A 16,984-nucleotide genomic window follows, 5' to 3' on the forward strand; every position below is an offset into this window, starting at 1 on the left:
TATCACGCCAATGCCGTTGGTGTTGGTCATGATAGCGCGAACGCGATAAGGTCCTTCGCGAGCTCAGGATGACAGACAAGTAAAACAGCTTTTTTATGCACACCGCACACACCCATCCCCGCCGTCTCGCACTTATTGATCTGGGCACGAACACCTTCCACCTCCTCATTGTGGAGATGCCCACCCAGCCCGGTGAAAAGCCCGTGCCCCTGCTACGCACCAAAGCCGGCGTGCGCCTGGGTGAGGGCGGCATTAGCCAGGGCATTATTGCACCCGAGGCCTACGCCCGGGCCCTGCACACGCTGGCGGGCTTCAAGGAGGAAATTGAGCTGCACGAGGTGACCGAAACCCGCGCCACGGCTACCAGCGCCATTCGCGTCACGAGCAACGGCCCGGACCTGGTGCGCGATATTTTTGTGCAAACCGGTATTCGGGTTGACGTCATTGCCGGCGAGCGGGAGGCGGAGCTGATTTGTGCCGGCATCCGCCAGGCCGTGGCGCTGGGCGCCGAGCCGCATTTGCTCATGGACATTGGCGGCGGCTCCGTGGAGTTTATCATTGCCGACGAGGCTACCATCTTTTGGAAGCAAAGCTTTGAGATTGGCGCCCAGCGTCTGCTGGACCAGTTTTTTCCCAATCCCGAAGGCGTAATGCCTGCTGCGGCGGTGGCCGCCGAACAGCAGTATCTCAACACTGTGCTGGCACCGCTCACCGCGGCCATTGCGCACTACCAACCCGTGGGCCTGGTTGGCGCTTCGGGCAGCTTCGACAGCCTGGCCGACATGCAGCTGGGCGAGCTGCGCACCGAAGCGCAGCTGCCGCCGCACACCGAGCTGGCGATGGCCAGCTTCCAGCAGAGCTACCGGCACCTGCTCAGCGGCAACCACGAGCAGCGCATGGCCCTGCCCGGCATTTTGCCCATGCGGGCCGACATGCTGGTGGTGGCAGCGGTGCTCATCGATTTTGTGCTGGGCATCTCTGGCATCACCCGCATCCGCACCTCGGCCTTCGCCCTGAAAGAAGGCCTGCTGGCGGAAATGCTGGCCGCTTAATCCCTTCCTATGACGTTTTCCTACAACCAGCTTTTCACCTTCACCGAGGCGGTTTTCCGCGGCATTGGCTGCCCGGAGGACGATGCCACGCTGGCCACCGAAACCCTGCTCTCGGCTGATTTGCGCGGCATCGATTCGCACGGTGTGGCCCGCTTGGTGGGTTACGTGCGTCTTTGGGAAGCAGGCCGCATCAACCCGACTCCCCGAGTGGGCGTGACGTACGAAACGCCCAGCACGGCCGTGGTGGACGGCGACGGCGGCCTGGGCCTGGTGGTGGGTCCCAAAGCCATGCGCGTGGCCATCGAAAAAGCCCGGCAAGTAGGCACCGGCTGGGTTTCTGTGAAGAACTCCAACCACTTTGGCATTGCCGGCTACCACGCCATGCTGGCCCTGGCCCACGACATGATAGGCGTGGCCATGACCAACGCCTCGCCCCTGGTCGCGCCCACCCACTCGCTCGACCGCCTGCTGGGCACCAACCCCATTGCCGTGGCCGTGCCCGCCGGCGAACAACCCGATTTTGTGGCCGACCTCGCCACCACCACCGCCGCCAACGGCAAGCTTGAGATAGCCCAGCGCAAGCAGCTGCCCGTGCCCGAAGGCTGGGTACAGAGCGCCGACGGCAGCGCCTCGACCGATGCCAACGCCGTGAAAAATGGCGGCGCCCTGCTGCCCTTGGGCGGCGCCACAGGCTCGCACAAGGGCTACGCCCTGGGCGCGGTGGTTGATATATTTTCGGCGGTGCTTTCGGGCGCCAACTATGGGCCGTGGGTGCCGCCGTTTGTAGCGTTCCTGCAACCACCCACTGACCCCGTGGGCCTGGGCCTGGGCCACTTTTTCGGAGCCATGCGCGTCGATGCTTTTCGGCCCGCCGACGAGTTTAAAGCGCACATGGACAACTGGGTTACCACCTTTCGCAACGCGCAGGCCATTGAGGGCAAAAAGGTACTCATTCCCGGCGACCCGGAGCGCGCAATGGCCGCCGTGCGCCTGCTGGATGGCATCCCGTTGCTGGACGCGGTAATCAAGGACTTAGAAGTCGTCGGGCAGAAATTTGGCGTGAAGCTGTAGCAAAAAACCCTGTCATGCTGAGCGCGAAGCATCTTATCAGGGTAAAACAGGTCGTTTAGCGGGGAAGGATGCTTCCCGGGCTCAGCATGACAGGGACGTTAAAAGCAGTCCAACCCCCAAAGAAAAGGCCCGTCTGGATATCCAGACGGGCCTTTTGTATTACAGCAACTTTATTGACTAGCTGTGGGCGGTGGCCGTGGCCGTGGACACCAAGGCAGTCATGGCCGTTTTCTGATTCAGGTACTTCGAGTCATAGCCGGCATCGGACTTGTTGATAAACAAGCAAGTGCCGCCGTTCACGGCTTCGATGATTTCATCTTTCAAGTCCATGGGCAACGCGGGGCAGCCGAGGCTGCGGCCCAGGCGGCCGTTCTGCTTGATGAAAGCCTCGCTCACATAGTCGGCGCCGTGCATCACCACGGAACGGGCCGCGGCATTAGTATTAAAGCCCTCGTCGAGGCCCTCCAGGCGCAGGCTACGGCCGTGTTTGCCCTGGTACTCCTTGCTGGTAGCGTAGAAGCCAAGGCTGCTCATGTTGCTCTCGTCGGTGTTGGAGAAGTTGGTGGCTTCGTTCTCGCCGGAGTTGTGGCCGTGGGCCACGAGGGTGTGAAACTTGGTTTCGTTGGTGGCCAGGTCGAACACCCACAGGCGCTTTTCGGTAGAAGGCAGGTCGAAATCGACCACCGTCAGCAACTGCTTGTCCTCGGTGAGTTGGCCGGCTTCGCGCAGGTTGAGGTAGCCGGTCATGGCCTTGGCAAACGTTTCGAACTTGAGGCCCTGCTCCTTGGCACCAAGGGCTTCGTAGCTGGAACGCAGCTTCTGGTCGAGCATCGCGGTTGACGAAGTGGACACCTTGGGCATGCGGATTGAGTTGCCCGTGTTACCAGCCATCGACTTGGTTACGGGGGTCGCCATCGGAGTGGCCAGAAACAACGACGCGAGGAAAGGCAACACCCGACGTGCTAATCGGGCCCGTTGCATCTTGCGTTTGCGCTGAATTACGCTGGTCTGGTGCATAGTTTCTTGGAATTGGCAGGTGAGGCAAGCCGAACCAGTTGGCTCGTGCGTAGCTGTTGGTCCGCAACCTTATACGAAGCTTGCGGACTGGTGGCTCACTTATTAACAACTGAGTTGGCCAAAAGATTCCGTTTGGGCTATATTACTTCCCTCCGGCCAGCCTGCCTTTTTCCAGTTTCACTCCCAGCCCCGCGCCAGGAAACGCTTGCCGGCGGCCGCGCCATCGAGCCAACGCGAAGCCAGCCCTGGACCGCTGATTAGCAGCATGCTGCCCACTCGCACCGAGGCAATAATGGCCTTGTACTGCTCGGGTGGCAACGCGGGACAGCCGCGGCTGTAGCCCAGGCGGCCATGCTGCTTGATGTACTTGGGGCTGGCGTAATCGGCGGCGTGCAGCACCACGTAGCGGTTGAAGGCATTGGCGTTCTGGCCCTTGTCGAGCCCCTCGATGCGGCGCGAGTAGCCGTGAATGCCGTCGTACGTATCGGCGGTGCGATAGAAACCCAACGACGTGCAGGCTGACTTCTCCAGGTTGGAAAAGCGCGTGGCGCGCAGCTTGCCCGAACCCTCGCCGTGGGCCACCAGGCTGTGGTGCAGCACCCGGCCCGCGCGCAGGTCCAGCACCCACAGGCGGGGGGTGGTGTTGGGCAGGTCCATGTCGGCCACGGCCAGCAGGCCGGCGCGCTCAATGCGGCCGATGGGGTGCAGCGTGAGGTAGCCCACGCAGGCTTGCTCAAGCACTTCGGGGCGCAGGTTAGCCGCAGCGGGGCCCAGAGCGGCGTGCAGGCGCCGGATGGCTTGGCGCAGGGTATCGGACAGGTGGGGCACTACCGGCACCGGCGTGAGGGCCAACGAATCGGGAAGCGCACTGGCTACCGTTGGAGCCGCATGAACGCTGGTTTTCGGCGGCATGTGCGCAGCGGCGCGGCCGGGCACATCGACGCGGCGCTGGCAACCCGTTATGCTTAGCGCGACGGCCGCAGCCAGCCATTTCCAGTTAACCGCCGTCTTACTCGCGGCCTTCTTCATTTTGTTCAACCAAACCATTGCCTGCAAAGTACGGTGGCTTGAAGCATTACGTCCCCTTGGAACTGCAAAAATCACGTTGCGAAGGCACTACAGGGCCAGTCTTCGCCCCGGCCGCGCTGGCTTACCTTCCGGGAAGCTGGGCTCTGTTCTCTGCCCACAAAAAACCAAGGAGTTCCAGGCGAGAAAAGAGCTTAAAAGATTATGGCTTGCGGGCAGTAAAAACGCGATAAAACAATACCTTACAAACCTCTAAGGCTCAACCAGGCCGGGTGTATCTAGAAAAAGTAAAATAGATGCATTTTGTTCTTTTTTTTATCTCAAATCAATCCTCCTACATGAAGCTTTCTACAAAATTTTCTTTCACCCGCCCTTTGCTACTGCTGGCCCTTTTCCTGGGGCTTGGCACGCAGGCGGCCCGTGCCCAGCAAGTCGTGCTGCAGGGTTTCTGGTGGGACTACTGGAACAGCAACTACCCCAACGGCTGGGCCAACTACATTGCCGACCTGGCCCCGCGTCTGAAAGCCATGGGCATTGACGCCGTGTGGATGCCGCCCACCATCAAAAGCCCCAACCAGGGCAATGGCTACTCGCCCTTCGACAACTACGACCTGGGCGATAAGTACCAGAAGGGCTTCCTGGCTACCCGCGTGGGCAACAAAGACGAGCTGTTGCGCGGCGTGGCCATTCTGCACGCCAACGGCATCGACGTGGTGCAGGATATCGTGCTGAACCACAACGACGGGGCGGGCTCTTCCACCGGGGCAGGCGGCCAGGACCCGGCGGCGTACGAAGACTTCACGACCAGCAAGTACAAGAACTTCCGCTACGTGAGCTACGCCACGCCGGCCACCGCCGAAACCTCGGCCAACTACCTGGCCCGCAGCGGCCGCTTCTCTAAGAACTGGCAGAACTTCAACCCCAACCCCGGCAATAACACCACCAGCGGCGACCTAAACCAAGTACTGTTCGGGCCTGATATCAGCTACTACAATGGCTCCTACGGCCAAAGCTCCAACGCCACCTTCAACCCCGTGCAGGGCGCCGACTACATGCGCAACAAGGAGCGCGAATGGTTGATTTGGTACAAGAAACAGGTGGGTTTCGACGGCGTGCGGCTTGATGCCGTGAAGCATTTTCCGTCCTTCGCCATGGAGGACTTTCTTTACAACATGCAAAGCAGCGCCGGCTGGGCCAACGGCGGCCCCACCATGTACGCCGTGGGCGAATGGGTGGGCGGGGCAGCCCAGCTGGACCAGTGGTGCACCGAGGTGCAGGACCGCGCCGGCACGTTTGACTTTGGCATGCGCGACGGCATCTACTCCATGGTGAGCGGGGGCGGCAATTTCAACATCGGCAACCTGCCCGGCTACCAGCAGGGCCGGCGCGTGGTGCTCACCAACGGCACCTATGTGCACCGCACGGTGCCCTTCGTGAACAACCACGACACGTTCCGGCCGCAGGTAGACGCCACCGGCAACTACACCGGCTGGAACACCGGCTCGGAGCTGGCCCCGCACATCGACCCCTTCGACCCACGCCTTTCGGCAGCCTACGCCGTGCTGCTGTCTGTAGACGGCTCGCCGCAGCTGTTTTTCGAGGACTTGTTCAACATTGGCAGCACCGGCAAGCGCTACTCGCACAGCCCCAAAAGCACCGTGGATTTGCCCGTGCGCTCCGACATTGAAAACCTGATTTGGTGCCACCAAAACCTGCGCTTTAAGGAAGGGGCCTATAAGGTGCGCTGGCAGGCTGCCGACCACCTCGTGATTGAACGAAGCACCAAGGCCATCATCGGCATCAACGACAACTTCAGCACCTGGCAGAACAGCACCGTAAGCTGCGACTTCGCGCCCGGCACCGTGCTCAAGGACTACTCCGGCGCCAACGGCACGGCCACCGTTACGGTAAGCGGCTCGCAGACGGTGGTGATTAACACGCCGCCCTGCAACGGCACCGCCGCCGGCGGGCGCCGCGGCTACTCGGTGTGGGCCCCCACCACCGCCGTGACCAACTACGCCAAAGTGGGCCGCGCCACCACCCAGGAATGGGAGCTGGCCGACGACCTGGGCGACTCCGACGCCCGCTCCCTGCAGCAGGGCGGGCAGCTGCCGGCTTCCTCCACGGCTTACCGCACGGCGGGCCGCATCTACGTGGCCGCCAACAAGAGCATCAGCTACACCCTCTTTCCCACCGATGCCACCCGCAGCCTCACCGTGGCCGTGCTGAACAGCGCCGGCACGGTAGTGAGCAGCAGCACCGGCACCGGCAACCGCGTGGGCACCTATACCCCCATCGCCGAGGGCTGGTACACGCTCAAAGCCAAAAACGCCGTGACCACCAACCCCGCCCAGCGCGCCTTTGTGAAGGTGACCTACACCGCCCCCACCGTGGTAACCGGCGCCATGACCGGCCGCCGCGACGCGGTGGTAACCAAGGCCGCCGAAGAACTGACCGCCGCTGAGGTTTCGGTGTTTCCTAACCCTACCACGGCCGACCGCATCGACGTGGTGCTGCAAACCAACCGCCAGCAGAACGTGACCGTGCGCCTCCACGACCTCACCGGCCGCCTGGTGCACGAAGAGACCCTGCGCCTCTACCCCGGCTCCAACGAAGCGCGCCTCAGCGTGAAGCGGGCCCTGGGAACCGGCCTGTACCAGCTGACGGTGCCAGAGTTCAAAATCAGCCGTAAAGTGGCGCTGCGGTAACCTCAGCAATTTCCTTACAAATCAAAAAGGCCTCTTCATAATAATGGAGAGGCCTTTTTCGCACATTCACTTTGCCTCGACTGCGCTCGGCATGACGTTTTTGCAGGAAGCTTTCGGAGGTTATAATTTAGAAAAACACGCTGGCATTCAGCTTAATGAAAAACGGCGTGCCGGGCGTGAAATGCAGCTGTTCCTCTACGGGCGTGGTTTGGCCGCGCAGGCGGCTGGGGTTGGCAAACTGGGCCTCATTCCAATCCACGTTGAGCAGGTTTTCGGCGGTGGCACCGATTTGGAAACGAGGTTGGGTGTAGTTCAGCACGCCGTCGAACAGGAAGTAGCCGCGGGCGCGGATGGAGTTATCCTCGTTGGCCGCGCGGCTGTCGAGGTGGCGGTAGCGCAGGCTGGCGCTGAAGCCCTGCGGGTTTTTGAGGGTGAGGCCGCCCACGCTGGTGAAGCGCGGTGCCAGGGGAATGAAGTTCTGGCCTTCGGCTACGCCCACCAGGCGGCCGTGATTGTAGTTCAGGTCCACATCGGCAAACAGGGCGCGGGTGAGTTGGTAGCGCACCGACAGGTCGGCACCATAACGGCGGGTGCGGCCGGCGCTTTCCACCACGGCCTCATCGCCCACGTACACCAGTTCATCTTCCAAATGCAGGGCCCAGAGCACGGCGTTCACCACCACGCTCGGCAGGGGCTTGAAAGTGCTACCCGCTTCGTAGCCAATGGCACGGGGCAGGGCGTTATCGTTCACCGTGCCGCGCACCACGCCGCGGGCGTCGTTGGAATGAAACCCAAAGCCGGAGCGCGCAAACAGCTGCACCTTGGGTGCTAGCTGGTAGTACAAATTCAGCTTGGGCGATACGCGGGCGCGGATTTTGCGGCCCCGCAATGGCTCTAGGTTGCCATCGTCGTTGGTGGTGATGCCCCGGAAATCGAACACGAACACGTCGGCCCGCACGGCGGCGTTCAGCGTGAGGCGGTCGGTTAGGGTCAGGGTTTCGTCGAGGTAGGCGTTGAAGTTGCGCTCCTGTACCCGGCCGGCCGTGGTGGTGTCGGTGATGGTGCGGCGCACGGCGCGGCGCAGGGTAAGGTCCGTGTCGTCGATGCGGGTGCCCACGCCGAAGGTGGTGTGCACATTGCGAGCGCCCAGTTGGTCGTCGCGGTCGTAGGTGCCGGTGTAGCCGTAAATGTTGCGGTCATCGGTCTGGTTGATTCCGTCTCCGTTTTCCTGGTCATTCAGAAAAAAGGTAAAGTTGGAAAACAGGTTGAAGTTGTAGCGCGAATAGTAGAGCTGCTGGCGAAGCACGGCGTCGCCGGGCAGGCCCGTGGCGAGTACCGCCGAGGCATTGGTGCGGTTGGTGTTGCCGCCCTCACTAGGGTCAATGCTGCCAAAACGCGAGATGATGCCCTCGCGCACCGCGCTTTCGGGAATCTGGCCGCTGGCGTCCCAGCTGGAAGTAAAGTGCGAGGCCAGCAGCGTGAGCGAGGTGCGGTCCGATAGCTGGCCGGTGTACTTGGCCAGGCCATTGAAGCGCCGAAAATCCTGCTTTTGGTCGAAGAAAGCGTTGGTAAAGTTGTACTCGGCGGCCACGTAAGCGCTTTCGGGCTTTTTGGAAAAGAGGTGGCGGTTGTTGTTTTCCAGCAAGTCCAGCATCACCAAGGCGCGGTAGGTGTCGAAGCGCCCCACTTCCAGCTTCACCTGGCTGGCATCGAGGCGGGCTTTGGTGCTAAACTCGCCCGCGCCGGCCGTAGCAAAATCGCCAAACCGCGCCGTGTACGGGCCTTTGTACACCTTCAGCTGCTCCACCGTTTCAGGTATCACGAAGTGGAAGTCGGCGTAGCCCTGGCCGTGGGCGTGGCTCACCATGTTCACCGGCAAGCCGTCTACGCTCACCGCGAAATCGGTGCCGTGGTCCACGTCGAAGCCGCGCAGGAAAATCTGCTCAGCTTTGCCGCCGCCCGCGTGCTGGGCAATAAACAGGCCCGGTACCAGCCGCAGCAAGTCCTGAGCCGAGTTCACGGGCCGCAGCACTTTATCAATCTGACTGATAGCCGCCAGGCTTTGGTTGGGGTCGCTCGGCTGGCTCACGGTTACTTCCGCAAGGCTTAGGGCCACGGGCGCAATAGTGAATGGCATGGCGCGGGTTTCGCCGGGCGCCAGCGTCACGGTCTGGCTGGCGGCGCGGTAGCCCAGCGCGCCCACGCGCAGCGTGTAGGTGCCGGGGGCCACGCTCGCGAGCCGGAAGTTGCCCAGCGCATCGGTGGCAGTGCCGCCGGGCTGGCCTTGCAGGCCCACGCTCACGCCCGCCAGTGGCTGGCCGGAGAGCGAGTCGGCCACGCTGCCGCGCAGCGTGGCCGTGCCCTGCGCGTGCACGAATTGCCCCATCAAACACAGCCCCAGGAGCAGGCTGCACGCAGCTTGTTGAGCGGTAAGTAGAAATTTCATCTATAAGGAAAGAATGCGGAGTATTGGAACCTGGCCGTAGCAAGGCCCCAATCAGCAAGTCCGGATTGATAAAAGAGGGTTCGCCAGTGCCAGCCGGCTTAGAAGTTTGCCTTGCTCATGCAGTTGGCCCGGCACTGGGCGCGGTGCTGCGCCCGGTGCCGGGCCAGGCCGGTGCGCTGGCTGCTGCCCGATGGCGCCGCCTGGCTCAAAGGCAGGCCGCGAACATTGGCTAGGCAGGAAACGGCCAGGCGGCCCGCAGCCGGCAATTGCACGCGGGAAGAAGCGCCCGTAGCGCCTGCTACGGATTGGAGGGAATTGGTCCAGAAATGCATAAATAATCGGGTACAGACGCGACGGGGCTCGTGGCCACGCCGGCAGCGTCAGGTTGTGGATAAGACGAAACGGCCCGAACGCAGGGCGCCCGGTACCACCCGGGCCCGCAGGCCCGCGCGCGACTTATCCCCGACAGGGCGGCAACTCAATCTGGCCGTGGTGGCCCATGGGCACAGCAACCTCACAGACGGCCACTCGGGGCTGCGGGAGCCGAAAAACAGGCGCACTCGCCACCATCCGCGCTTCGGGCAGGCAGTGCTTGTCAAGGCCTTTAAGCGTATTGAGCAGCTGTTGTAGTGGCGGCCGCGCGCCGGTCTTTTTCACTTGGTACTGCACGCCGTTGCAATCATCGAAGCAGGCCAAACGCAGCGTGTGCTGCAATTGGCAGTCGTGGCTGTGCACGTAGGCAAAAGGCCGGTCGATTACCCGCACCGGACGCTCCACGAGGCCAACCCCAATCACCAGCAGGTAATTGAGCAGCAGTAGCAGCGTGAGATGCGAGCGGATGGCCACGGGTACAACTAATTATTCGGGTTGTTCAATTTACGGGTAGCAGCCAGCGTTGGATGCCGACTACGCTTAGCAATTTGCTTTATTTTAAGGGCTCTATGTTGCTATTATTTTTCAGGTAAAAAATACGCGCTCCACCGTCCAGTACGCCGCTACCAGCCCGATGACCACGGACGCCGGAACTACCACGCGTTGCTTGTACCAGGTTTTGTGAGCGGCCCAACGCCCCACCAATGCCCAGCACAGCAATATTACCGCAACCTGGCCCAGCTCCACGCCCACATTAAAAGAAATAAGCGAGCCGAAATAGTCCTTGGCCGGCAGCCCCAGCCCCGTGAGGGCGCTGGCGAAGCCCATGCCGTGCACCAGCCCGAAGCCGAACACGATAGCCACGCGCCACGGATTCAGCCGGTCGGTGATGATGTTTTCGATGGCCACAAACAGGATGGACAGCGCAATGATGGGCTCGATGATGTGCGAGGGCGGTGAAATCAGCCCGTACATGGCCAGTCCCAGCGTGATGGAGTGCGCCACCGTGAAGGCCGTGGCTTGCAGCAGGACCGGCTTGAGGCGCGGCTCCAGAATATACAGGCTGACGATGAACAAAATGTGGTCGAACCCCAGCGGGATGATGTGCGTGAAGCCCAGCTGCAGATACGTCCCGAATATTTCGGTGCGCGAAAGCTTGCTCAGGTCCGTGTTGAGCACGTGGCCCGCGGCAGGCACGGCCAGCAGCACCAGCAGCGGCAGCACCGCCAAGCTGCGGCGGGCCGCCTTTCTTACCCAAACCAGTGGGCCAGGAGCGGGCATACTAGCGCGCAGCAAGCAGCTTTCTGCCTTCCGCTTCAATTTCCGGGTCGAGGTAAGCCGCGGTTTTGAGCGAATTCTCAATCAGGGCCTGGCCTTCGGCCAGCTTGCCCATTTTGGTCAGGATAAACCCGGCCCGACCCAGCAGCACGGGATTCTTGGAGCCGGTGCGGCGGGCCACCTGCATGTACTTGTGCGCCTCGGCGTAGTTGCCGCGTTTGTAGAGCACCCAAGCCATGGTTTCGTTCACGTCAATGTTGTCGGGTCGGCGGTCGTACTCAATTTTGGCGTGTTCCAGGGCCTTGTCCAGCTCATTGGTTTTGAGGTAGGCGTACGCCAACTCGCGGTCGGCGTAGTGGCCCATCTGCTCGTCAGCGTCAGCTTCTTCGGCAGCGCTGGCGAGCATGGCAATAGACTCCCGAGCCATTTTCTTTGATTCCTCGGCCTGTCCGTTCAGCCGGTACAGGTCGGTCAGCTCGTCGGTGAAAGCGTAGTCCTTCACCGTGGCACGGGCCTGCTCGTGGAATTTGATGGCGGTAGCGTAGTCTTTCCGAGCGGCGGCAATGCGGCCTAGGCCGGCAATGGCGTAGGCATAGCCGGGCCGCGCCGCCAGCGCCATTAGGTAGTAGCCGTGGGCACTGGCTGTGTCGCCGCTTATCTCGTGCAGACGACCCAGGCCCACGCGGGTCCATTCGGTTTGCTCAAGGCCGATAAAGCCTGCTTTGGTGGCCATGTCCATGGCCTGAATAGCGCCGGGCACGTCGCCGTAAATCTCCCGCAGATAGCTTATGCGGGCATAGGCGGGCAGGTCGGGGCGCACGGTGTTCATCTTGTCAGCCATTTTCACAGCCTCGTCGTAGTGGCCCATCTCTACGTTGGCGTCCGTCAGCAGGCCATACACGAAGCCACTGCTGGGGTTGATTTTCTGGGCTTGCTGAGCAATGCCGAGGCCCTGCGCAAAATGGTGTTGCGTGAGGCTCAGCGCGGCTTTGCAGCACAGGGCTTCAAAGTTTTCGGGGTCGGCCTGCAGCACTTCTTCCAACAGGCCCATGGCGGCCCCGTCGTAGTACGGGTGGTTGCCGGTTACGCGGCCCTCCTGCATGTAGGCCTGCGCCAGCAGCAGGCGGCTCTTCTGGTCGTTAGGATTGGAGCGCAGGTTGGCTTGCAAGCCTCCAATGGCCGCTTTGGTATTTAGCCATTCGCCGCCAGCGGCCAGGTCGCCGTTGCGCTCCATAAGCGCAGGAACGCGCATGTCAGGCTTTTTAAATAGAAAGATGGCAGCCGCCAAACCGGCGAATACCACAAGCAAGGCCGGATATAAGTACTTTTTCAAAGCAGATGAAGCGTAATAGTTAAAAGTAGATGTGAAACAGCAGTAAGTGGAATGGTAAGGTCGAACGGTGAAAATAAGTTGCCGTTCAGCAAGTAATGCGTTGTTGGTTATTGGGTAAATTATTGCCTGCATGTAGATAACGGGCAATTACCAACAACTAAAAGAGCCGCCGCCGGACCTGACAGGACCAACCGGCGGCTCTTGTTAGCATTCAGTCATTTTAGCGACGCTCAACCCGCGTCGAAGTCACCATTGTTGTGCCGCTATACAGCGTCACAATGTACTGTCCGGGGACCACATCGCGGCCGGGCTGCCACACAATGTCGTGCTGGCCAACGGCAAACCGCTTAGCCGAAGCGAGGGTAGCCACCTTGCGGCCGGTTGCGTCGCTCACAATCATGCTCACGTTAGAAGCAAGTTGCAGGTCCATCCGCATGGTAATGCGGTCCACGAAGGGGTTGGGGTAGCCCTGCACCGAGGCCAGCTTGGACTGCATGCCCAGGCCGCTGCCGCTACGCTGCGCCAGCACCTGCTTCTGAGCGTTGGTACCGCTCCAAGGCGTCTGGGAGTACGGGAACGCGGCTTTGAAGGTCGTGTCGTTGCGCTCGATGTTGGTGGTGAAACCAAGCACTTTGCCCAGTTGGGCGGTTACGGGGTTGGCACCACCGGCAGGATAGTCGTCGTACCACAGGCCGATGGCGGCCAGTACCACACCGCCCACGGCCTGCAACTCAATGCGGGTCACGTCATCCTCGAGGCGGCGTCCGTTGGGGAAGCCGTCCATGTTCGGAATGAGCTGTAGGTTGGCATTGGCGTTGTAGCGCGGGTCGGTCAGGCCGAGCACGGCGGCGGCCAGTAGGCCTTCCGAGCTGAAATCAGCCGAGTTGCGGGGCGTAGGGGGCACGGCCATGTTCAGGCGCAGCATGTCGCCAAAGGTGGGCAGGAAGTTGTTGATGAACGGCTTGCCAGCGGCCAGGGGGTTGCCGGCTTTGCCGGTAGCCAGCTGGTAAGGAGGCAAGTTGGGCACGCCCGTGTGGAAGATGGGCAGCAGGTCAACCGAACGGGGCTTGCCGGGACGCAGCAGGTACTCGCCAAAACCATTAGGAGCGGGGGCCAGGGCAGTGCCCGTTACGGCCGAAGAACCAGCCAAACCAGACAAGCCAGCGGCGCCGTTCCGGAAGTCGAAACCACCGGCGGGCAAGCCAGCCGTACCAGCCAGCGACTTCGTCTGTATGCGCAACGGACCGAGGCCGGGTACGGCTTCGCCGAAGTACGTCTGGCCAGCGGGCTTGGGAGCCGCGCCGTTTACCGGCGTGTTGTCGGCCATGTACAGGCCCAGTTCGGGGTTCATCAGGTTCTCGTCGAAGCGGAACTGCTGCGAGCCGGAAGCGGGCAGCGCCACGCCGTAAGGCGAACCGGCGTTCCACTCGTCTTTCTGACCAATGGGAATAACCACCTCGTTGGTGAGGGGCATGCCCAGGCGCGACACCTGCACAAAATTGCCGGTGTGCGTCCGCGTGCCATCGGTGTTGATGACGCGCATGGCCTGGCGGCTGGCTGAAGCCCACACGCCAATGATGAAGTTGGAATCAAGAATATTGGTGGCGGCCGTCAGCGCGGGAGCACTCGTCTTTGCCAGCAGCGCAACCGGAATCTGCATGGCAATAGCATGCGTGTTTTTGCGGGCCAAACCGTCGCGGGCAGTGCCGTTATTATTGCCCGTAGGCGTTTGGCGGCCGCGCACACCACCCAAGTCAAAGATGGCACCCAGGTCCGTGAAGAACGGGTCGTCAGTTGGGCCGCAGAATACTTTGATGCCGTTGCTCAGCGTCCGCACGGCGCTGGCCATATAGGCGGTGTAGCCGGCAGCCTGGTTCAGGCCAGCAGCACCTTCAATAGAACGCGGGCCGATGTTTGGCGCGGGCACTATGCCCCCCGTAACGAGGTTGGTAGTATTACCCCCGCGGATTACGTCCATGCGGTAGGTAGTCTTTTGGTTTTCCTTACCCAAACGCACCCGGAAAAAGGTGGTGGGGTCCTCGTTCGTTTTGGTGAACGTAAACCGGTAAATGATATCATCACCAGTCGTTGTCGCGTCGTTCTTGACGTGGATGTCGTACTGGATATTCTCGCCGAACGTGTTGTAGATAGGGCCGCCCTGGGGTAGCTCCAACGGCACATAGTTGGCAATGATGGTCACCGAGGCGTTGGCGTCGTTGGCCAACGCGTCCGGGCTGCGGAAAGCGTAGACGTCCACGTTGTCAGCCAACGGGTCGTCGGCGATGAGCGGCGCTTCGCGGTGGCTGGAGGCCTCCAGTGTGTTGTGCTGGCCACTCCAGGCTAGCATTCCCCCTACCGAGGTTGCGAGTAGCGCAACGTGGAACAGAGGACGAGTAAGCAGATTTTTCATAAGAAACAGAATGGGGTTGAAAGGAAAAAAACGAAACACAGCTTCTCAAATCGGCACACAGTAACGCCAGGAAAATCTGACAAATACCAATTGCTACAGTGGCTGGTAGCTTCGTACGAGAGTAAGCATCTTTTCGGTTTTAAAAATCAGAATATTAATTTAAAAACATTCTGGCATGCGGTAGCCATCCATTTCCAATCCGCACTGTTCTACTCCCACGGGGGTTTAACAACTACTTTTGTGGTGCGAGGCCGGCCGTTCTTTTTTATCCTTTATTCCTGAGCTGCCACGCTGCGCAGCTCCTACTCCAGACCATGGCCACTGTCGCTATCAATCTTGCCACCGGCACGTTTCAACAAGAAGAAATCATTGTCGGCATCGACCTGGGCACCACCAACAGCCTGGTGGCCTACGTGCACCCCGACAGCCGCCAGCCCCTGGCCATCAACGACCAGGGCCGCGGTAGCATAGTGCCCTCGGTGGTGCACTTTCCCACCGACGGGGCCGACCCGCTGGTGGGCAACGACGCCCGCGAGTTCCTGCTCACCGACCCGCAGCGCACCGTGTACTCGGTGAAGCGCCTGCTGGGCAAAAGCTACCGCGACCTGGGCAGCCACGCCGACCAGCTCGGCTATAAAATCATCGACGACAACTCCGAAGGCCTGGTCAAAATTCGCGTCGACGACCGGTTCTACTCCCCCATCGAGCTATCGGCCGATATTCTGCGGGAGCTCCGTGCCCGCGCCGAGCACGCCCTCAAAACGCCCGTAAACCGCGCCGTTATCACCGTGCCCGCCTACTTCAACGATTCCCAGCGCCAGGCCACGCGCGACGCGGGCCGCCTGGCCGGCCTGGAGGTGCTGCGCATTGTGAACGAGCCCACTGCCGCCGCCCTAGCCTACGGCATCGGCCTGGACCCCAGCGACGAGAAAACGGTGGCCGTGTACGACCTCGGTGGTGGCACCTTCGACATCAGCATCCTGCGCATTCAGCAGGGCATTTTTGAGGTCCTGAGCACCCACGGCGACACCTACCTTGGCGGCGACGACCTGGACCGCGTAGTGGCCGAGCACTGGACCAGCGCGTTCCAGCTGCCCGCCACGTTCCACTCCGACCCGCACCTGCAGCAGCAGCTGCGCTTGGCGGCCGAAATGGCCAAGAAGTACCTCAGCCAGCACGACGACTTCACCACCCACCTCACCGTCGAGGCTGGCCAGAACATCTCCGTCACGCTCACCCGCCTGCAGTTCGATGACCTCATCCGGCCGCTCGTGGAGCGCACCATCGCGGCCTGCCGCCAGGCCCTCACGGATTCTACCCTCGCTGCCACTGACCTCGACGCTGTGCTGCTGGTGGGAGGTTCCACCCGCGTGCCCCTGGTGTACGATTCGGTGTCCGAGTTCTTTGGCCAGCCCGCCAACAAGTCCCTAAACCCCGACGAAGTGGTGGCCCTCGGCGCGGCCATTCAGGCCGACATCCTGGCCGGCAACCGCCGCGATGTGCTGTTGCTCGACGTGACCCCGCTCACGCTGGGCATCGAAACGCTGGGCGGATTGCTGGACCCCATCATCCCGCGCAACTCCAAAATCCCCACCAAAGCCGGCCGCCAGTATACCACCAGCGTCGATGGCCAGGTCAACCTGAAAATTGCCGTGTACCAGGGCGAGCGGGACCAGGTGAGCCAGAACCGCAAGCTGGGCGAATTCGTGCTCACCGGCATTCCGGCCATGCCCGCGGGCCTGCCCAAAGTCGACGTCAACTTCCTGCTGAACGCCGACGGCATCCTTCAGGTTGAAGCCGTCGAGCTGCGGTCCAACACGCGCCAGCAGGTCGAAATTAAGCCCCAGTACGGCCTCACCGACGAGCAAGTAGAGCAAATGCTGATGGATTCACTGGTGAATGCCAAGGAAGACGTGGCCGCTCGCCTGCTCATCGAGGCCCGTACTGCCGCCGAGCAGCTGCTGTACCAGGTGGGCAATTTCACCCGCAAAAACCAGCAGCACCTCACCGAAGAGGAGCTAACCGCCACCGAGGCCCAGGTAGCAAAAGTCCGCAGCGCCCTCACCGGCACCGACCGTGACCCTATTCTGAAAGCCATGGACGAGCTCGACGAGCTAACCCGGCCCTACGCAGAACGGGTGATGAACATATCCATCCAGCAAGCAATGGCGGGCAAGAAAATCAGCTAAAGCACAGCCGGTGAGCATTTCCCCAGCTCACTGGCTGTGCTTCCTTCCTGGCACGGTCCCAAACCTGTCAGGTTTTTGCTCT

12 protein-coding genes are annotated in these 16,984 nt (G+C 61.4%); 4 read left to right on the forward strand and 8 right to left on the reverse strand.

What is annotated here, in order from left to right; all coding sequences use genetic code 11:
- The first annotated feature begins 95 nt into the window (after window positions 1–95).
- A complete protein-coding gene (locus BEN48_RS14040) occupies window positions 96–1,052 on the forward strand; it encodes a Ppx/GppA phosphatase family protein (protein WP_070735552.1) in 957 nt (318 codons plus the stop codon).
- Window positions 1,053–1,061: 9 nt separating this feature from the next.
- A complete protein-coding gene (locus BEN48_RS14045) occupies window positions 1,062–2,123 on the forward strand; it encodes an Ldh family oxidoreductase (protein ID WP_070735553.1) in 1,062 nt (353 codons plus the stop codon).
- Window positions 2,124–2,300: 177 nt separating this feature from the next.
- Here the strand turns inward: BEN48_RS14045 and BEN48_RS14050 are convergent, their stop codons facing one another.
- Complete coding sequence (locus tag BEN48_RS14050) at window positions 2,301–3,140, reverse strand: murein L,D-transpeptidase catalytic domain family protein (protein ID WP_070735554.1); 840 nt, start codon at window positions 3,138–3,140, stop codon at window positions 2,301–2,303.
- A 177-nt stretch (window positions 3,141–3,317) separates the two neighbouring features.
- The gene (locus BEN48_RS14055; protein ID WP_158010201.1) at window positions 3,318–4,169 is read right to left on the reverse strand and encodes a murein L,D-transpeptidase catalytic domain family protein; all 852 of its coding nucleotides are present in this window, start codon (window positions 4,167–4,169) and stop codon (window positions 3,318–3,320) included.
- Window positions 4,170–4,504: 335 nt separating this feature from the next.
- Between BEN48_RS14055 and BEN48_RS14060 the strand changes: the two genes are divergently transcribed.
- Window positions 4,505–6,874: an alpha-amylase family glycosyl hydrolase gene (locus BEN48_RS14060; protein ID WP_070735556.1), complete on the forward strand. Its 2,370-nt coding sequence runs from the start codon at window positions 4,505–4,507 to the stop codon at window positions 6,872–6,874.
- Window positions 6,875–7,001: 127 nt separating this feature from the next.
- Here BEN48_RS14060 and BEN48_RS14065 read toward each other — a convergent pair whose 3' ends face one another.
- The 6 genes from BEN48_RS14065 to BEN48_RS14090 form a co-directional block, all read right to left on the reverse strand.
- On the reverse strand, window positions 7,002–9,320 hold the full coding sequence (locus tag BEN48_RS14065) for a TonB-dependent receptor (RefSeq protein ID WP_070735557.1): 2,319 nt from the start codon (window positions 9,318–9,320) through the stop codon (window positions 7,002–7,004).
- Between the two features lie 98 nt (window positions 9,321–9,418).
- Window positions 9,419–9,652, reverse strand: coding sequence for a hypothetical protein (locus BEN48_RS14070; RefSeq protein WP_070735558.1), 234 nt, complete (start codon window positions 9,650–9,652; stop codon window positions 9,419–9,421).
- 124 nt (window positions 9,653–9,776) lie between these two features.
- Window positions 9,777–10,166, reverse strand: coding sequence for a hypothetical protein (locus BEN48_RS14075; protein WP_070735559.1), 390 nt, complete (start codon window positions 10,164–10,166; stop codon window positions 9,777–9,779).
- Between the two features lie 111 nt (window positions 10,167–10,277).
- Window positions 10,278–10,973, reverse strand: a complete 696-nt coding sequence (locus BEN48_RS14080; RefSeq protein ID WP_241502281.1) for a HupE/UreJ family protein — start codon at window positions 10,971–10,973, stop codon at window positions 10,278–10,280.
- Window position 10,974: 1 nt separating this feature from the next.
- Window positions 10,975–12,222, reverse strand: a complete 1,248-nt coding sequence (locus BEN48_RS14085) for a tetratricopeptide repeat protein (RefSeq protein ID WP_125932660.1) — start codon at window positions 12,220–12,222, stop codon at window positions 10,975–10,977.
- 301 nt (window positions 12,223–12,523) lie between these two features.
- Window positions 12,524–14,713 carry a DUF4331 family protein gene (locus tag BEN48_RS14090; RefSeq protein ID WP_070735632.1) on the reverse strand — a complete coding sequence of 730 codons (2,190 nt, stop codon included), beginning with the start codon at window positions 14,711–14,713 and terminating at the stop codon, window positions 12,524–12,526.
- Between the two features lie 314 nt (window positions 14,714–15,027).
- Between BEN48_RS14090 and hscA the strand changes: the two genes are divergently transcribed.
- Complete coding sequence (hscA, locus tag BEN48_RS14095; protein ID WP_070735561.1) at window positions 15,028–16,902, forward strand: Fe-S protein assembly chaperone HscA; 1,875 nt, start codon at window positions 15,028–15,030, stop codon at window positions 16,900–16,902.
- The last annotated feature ends 82 nt before the right edge of the window (window positions 16,903–16,984 follow it).

The organism is Hymenobacter glacialis (genome assembly GCF_001816165.1).
GTDB lineage: Bacteria > Bacteroidota > Bacteroidia > Cytophagales > Hymenobacteraceae > Hymenobacter > Hymenobacter glacialis.